Below are 5356 nucleotides of genomic sequence, written 5' to 3' on the forward strand. Positions count from 1 at the left end.
CTCCATCGCCTGGTGGATGCCGTCGAGGTCGCGTCCCGGGATGGGCAGGTCCCGCCCAGCCGTGGCGCCGCCGGCCAGCACCACCGCATCGAAGTCGGCGCGCAACTGCTCGGCGGTGATGTCCACCCCGACATTGACGCCCGCCCGGAATTCGGTTCCCTCGGCGCGCATCTGGTCCAGGCGGCGGTCGAGGACCCGCTTCTCCATCTTGAATTCCGGAATGCCGTAGCGCAGCAGCCCACCGATGCGGTCCGCCCGCTCGAAAACAGTGACCGTGTGGCCGGCGCGGGTCAGCTGCTGGGCGGCGGCCAAACCGGCCGGGCCCGAGCCCACCACCGCGACCTTCTTCCCCGTCAGCTTGTCCGGGGGCAGCGGCACGACGAAGCCTTCGTCGAAGGCGTGGTCGATGATCTCCAGCTCGATCTGCTTGATCGTCACCGGATCCTGGTTGATGCCGAGCACACACGCCGGTTCACACGGCGCCGGGCACAGCCGCCCGGTGAAGTCCGGGAAGTTGTTGGTGGCGTGCAGCCGTTCGATCGCGTCGCGCCAACGGCCCCTGCGTACCAGGTCGTTCCACTCCGGGATGAGGTTGCCCAGCGGACACCCGTTGTGGCAGAACGGGATCCCGCAATCCATGCAACGGGTCGCCTGCTCGCGCAGGGTGTCCTCGTCGAAGTCCTCGTAGACCTCGTGCCAGTCCTTCAACCGCAGCGGGACGGGCCGACGCTTCGGCAGTTCCCGGTGGGTGTACTTGAGAAAGCCGCTCGGATCAGCCATGTGCTGCCGCCATGATCGCCTTGTCCACGTCGGTGCCGTCGCGCTCGGCCTGGGCGATCGCCTGCAACACCTTCTTGTAGTCGCGCGGCATCACCTTGACGAAGTGGCGCTGTTGGGAGCGCCAGTCGGCCAGGATCCGCTGGCCGACCGCGGAATCGGTGGCGTCGACGTGCGCCTGGATGATGCTGTGCAGGAATTCGGCGTCATCGGAGTCCAGGCTCTCCGTGTCGACCATCTCGATGTTGAGGTTGTCCGGAAGTTCCTCGTCCGGGTCGTACACGTAAGCCACACCGCCTGACATTCCCGCCGCAAAGTTGCGGCCGGTCGGACCGAGGATCACGACCCGACCACCCGTCATGTATTCGCATCCATGGTCACCCACGCCCTCGACGACGGCGTGGGCGCCGGAGTTGCGGACCGCGAACCGTTCGCCGACCACTCCGCGCAGGAACGCCTCGCCGCTGGTCGCACCGAACAGGATCACGTTGCCGCCGATGATGTTGTTCTCGGCCACGTAGTCCTGCGGGACGTTGTCGGAAGGACGCACCACGATCCGGCCACCGGACAGACCCTTGCCGACGTAGTCGTTGGCGTCGCCGTAGACCCGCAAGGTGATTCCCTTCGGCACGAAGGCCCCGAAGCTGTTGCCCGCGGACCCCTCGAAGGTGATATCGATGGTCCCATCCGGAAGCCCCTGGCCGCCATAGGCTTTCGTCACCTCGTGGCCGAGCATGGTGCCCACCGTGCGGTTGACGTTGCTGATCGTGGTGGAGAACCGCACCGGCTTGCCGGAATCGAGTGCCTCACGGCTCATCACGATCAACTGCTGGTCCAGCGCCTTGTCCAGGCCGTGGTCCTGCCGGGAGCTGCAGTAGAGGTCCTGGTTCATGAACGCCGACTCCGGCTCGTGCAGCACCGGCGCGAGATCCAGCTTGTGCGCCTTCCAGTGCGCCCGAGCCAGGGTGGTGTCCAGCGCCCCCACCTGGCCGACCGCCTCGTTGAGGGTACGGAAACCCAACTGCGCCATGTACTCCCGTACCTCTTCGGCGATGAACATGAAGAAGTTCTCGACGAATTCGGGCTTGCCGGTGAACCGCTCACGCAGCACCGGGTTCTGGGTGGCCACGCCTACCGGGCAGGTGTCCAGGTGACACACCCGCATCATGATGCAGCCGGCCACCACCAGCGGTGCGGTGGCGAAGCCGAATTCCTCGGCGCCGAGCAGCGCGGCGATCATCACGTCCCGGCCCGTCTTGAGCTGGCCGTCCACCTGGACCACGATCCGATCACGTAAACCGTTGAGCAGCAACGTCTGCTGCGTCTCGGCCAGGCCCAACTCCCACGGCGCACCGGCGTGTTTCATCGACGTCAGCGGCGTCGCGCCGGTGCCACCGTCGTGACCGGAGATCAACACCACGTCCGCGTGCGCCTTGGAGACACCGGCGGCAACCGTGCCGACGCCGTTCTCGGAGACCAGCTTGACGTGCACCCGCGCGGACGGGTTGGCGTTCTTCAGGTCGTGGATCAGCTGTGCGAGATCCTCGATGGAGTAGATGTCGTGGTGCGGCGGCGGCGAGATGAGCCCGACACCGGGTGTGGAATGCCGCACCTCGGCAACCCACGGGTAGACCTTGTGGCCGGGAAGTTGGCCTCCCTCACCGGGTTTCGCGCCCTGCGCCATTTTGATCTGGATGTCGGTGCAGTTGGTCAGGTAGTGCGACGTGACGCCGAAGCGCGCGGAGGCGACCTGCTTGATCGCGCTGCGCCGCCAGTCCCCGTTGGGGTCGCGGTCGAAACGCTTGACGTCCTCGCCGCCCTCGCCACTGTTGGATCGCCCGCCCAGACGGTTCATCGCGATCGCGAGCGTCTCGTGCGCTTCGGCCGAGATCGAGCCGTAGCTCATCGCACCGGTGGAGAAGCGCTTGACCATCTCGCTGGCCGGCTCGACTTCTTCCAGCGGAATCGGGGGACGCACTCCGCCACGGAATTTGAGCAGGCCGCGCAACGAGGCCATCCGCTCGCTCTGGTCGTCGACCAGGCGGGTGTAGTCCTTGAAGATCTTGTACTGGCCGGTGCGCGTCGAGTGCTGCAGCTTGAACACGGTCTCCGGGTTGAACAGGTGGTACTCACCCTCGCGGCGCCACTGGTACTCGCCGCCCACCTCGAGCTCGCGGTGCGCGCGCTCGTCCCGGCGGTCCAGGTAGGCCAGCCGGTGGCGGGTGGCGACGTCGGCGGCGATGTCCTCCAGGGTGATCCCGCCGATCGGGCAGCTCAGCCCGGTGAAGTACTCGTCGAGCACGTCCTCGGAAACGCCGACGGCCTGGAACAGCTGCGCGCCGGTGTAGGAGGCCAGCGTCGAGATGCCCATCTTGGACATCACTTTGAGCACGCCCTTGCCCGCGGCCTTGACGTAGTTGTTCAAAGCCTTCTCGCGCTCCTGCCGGTCGGCGAAGCCGTCGATCGCGCCGCGGTCGAGCATGTCCTCGATCGACTCGAACGCCAGGTAGGGGTTGATCGCCGCCGCCCCGCAACCGATCAGCATCGCCATGTGGTGCACCTCGCGGGCGTCACCGCTCTCGACGACCAGGCCCACCTGGGTGCGCGTCCGGTCGCGCACCAGGTGGTGGTGCACACCGGCAACGGCGAGCAGCGACGGGATGGGCGCCATCCGCTCGTCGGACTCGCGGTCCGACAGGATGATCAGGCGCGCGCCGTCGGTGATCGCGGCCGACGCCTGGGCGCGCACGTCATCGAGCGCCGCGGCCAATCCTGCGCCGCCCTCGGCGACCGGGTACAGGCAGCGAATCACCTTGGACCGCATGCCATGCGGACGCCCGTTGACCTCATCGTCGGGATTGAGGTTGATCAGCTTGGCCAGCTCGTGATTACGCAGAATCGGTTGCTGCAACATGATCTGGTGACAGGAGATCTCGGTCGGCGTCAGCAGGTCACACTCGCCGCCGGTGGTGCCCTGCAGGCTGGTCACCACCTCCTCGCGGATGGCGTCCAACGGGGGGTTGGTCACCTGCGCGAAGAGCTGCTGGAAGTAGTCGTAGAGCATCCGCGGCCGCTGCGACAGGACCGCGACCGGGGTGTCGGTGCCCATCGAGCCGATCGGCTCGGCGCCGGTGCGCACCATCGGCGCAACCAACAGGTTGAGCTCTTCATAGGTATAGCCGAATGTCAACTGCCGCTTGACGAGTCGATCATGCGGCATCCGCACGTAGTCGCCCTGCGGCAACTTCTCGAGGGGAACCAGGTTCCGGTCGAGCCATTCCTGGTACGGGTGCTCGGCCGCGAGTTCGGCCTTGATCTCCTCGTCGGAGACGATGCGCCCCTGCGTCGTGTCCACCAGGAACATCCGGCCGGGCTGCAGCCGCATCCGCCGCACCACCGTGGCGGGGTCCAAGTCCAGGACGCCGGCCTCGGACGCCATCACCACCAGACCGTCTTCGGTCACCCAGATCCGCGACGGGCGCAGGCCGTTTCGGTCGAGCACGGCGCCCACGATCGTGCCGTCGGTGAAGGTGATCGACGCGGGCCCGTCCCAGGGCTCCATCAACGAGGCGTGGTACTGGTAGAAGGCCCGCCGCGCCGGATCCATGGACTCGTTGCGTTCCCATGCCTCGGGAATCATCATCAGCACCGCGTGGGCCAGGCTGCGGCCACCGAGGTGCAGCAGTTCGAGCGCCTCGTCGAACCGCGCGGTGTCGGAGGCGCCCGGGGTACAGATCGGGAACAGCTTTTCCACGTCGGCTTCCGAGCCGAAGACGTCGGTCTTGATCAACGCCTCGCGGGCCCGCATCCAGTTCTCGTTGCCGGTGACGGTGTTGATCTCACCGTTGTGCGCGACCCGACGGAACGGGTGGGCCAGCGGCCAGGACGGGAAGGTGTTGGTGGAGAACCGGGAGTGCACGATGCCCAGCGCACTGGTCAGCCGATCGTCCTGCAGGTCAAGGTAGAACGCCTTCAGCTGCGGCGTGGTCAGCATGCCCTTGTAGACCAGGGTCTGACCGGAAAGGCTTGGGAAGTAAACGGTTTCGCGCCCGGGACCGTCCTGACCGGGGCCCTTGGTGCCGAGTTCGTGTTCGGCACGCTTGCGGACCAGATAGCACCGGCGCTCCAGCGTCATGTCTGACGCGCCGGCCAGGAACACCTGCCGGAACGTCGGCATCGCGTCACGCGACAGCGCGCCCAGTGAGGAGTCGTCGATGGGCACGTTGCGCCAGCCCAGCACCGTCAGGCCCTCGGCTTCGGCGATCTTCTCCACCGCATCGCAGGCCGCCGCGGCGTCCTTGGACGACTGCGGCAGGAAGGCGATGCCGGTGGCGTAGCTGCCCGCCGGGGGCAGCTCGAAGTCGACGACGGCACGCAGGAACTCATCCGGTACCTGAATCAGGATGCCGGCGCCGTCACCGCTGCGAGGCTCGGCGCCCTGAGCACCGCGATGTTCGAGGTTGAGCAGCGCGGTGATTGCCTTGTCCACAATGTCGCGGCTACGACGGCCGTGCATATCGACGACCATGGCTACCCCGCACGAATCGTGCTCGAACGCGGGGTTGTATAACCCGACGCG

At 66.8% G+C, this 5356-nt stretch carries 2 protein-coding genes; both read right to left on the reverse strand.

The annotated features are described in order from the left end of the window. On the reverse strand, positions 1-780 hold a 780-nt coding region (locus tag A9X04_RS15535), incomplete at its 3' end, for a glutamate synthase subunit beta (RefSeq protein ID WP_156764374.1). Continuing rightward, positions 773-5356, reverse strand: a 4584-nt coding sequence (gene gltB, locus A9X04_RS15540; protein ID WP_067921946.1) for a glutamate synthase large subunit, incomplete at its 5' end; no start/stop codon positions are given. The genes A9X04_RS15535 and gltB, both read right to left, overlap by 8 nt.

It is taken from the genome of Mycobacterium sp. E3247 (genome assembly GCF_001667785.1).
Classification (GTDB): domain Bacteria; phylum Actinomycetota; class Actinomycetes; order Mycobacteriales; family Mycobacteriaceae; genus Mycobacterium.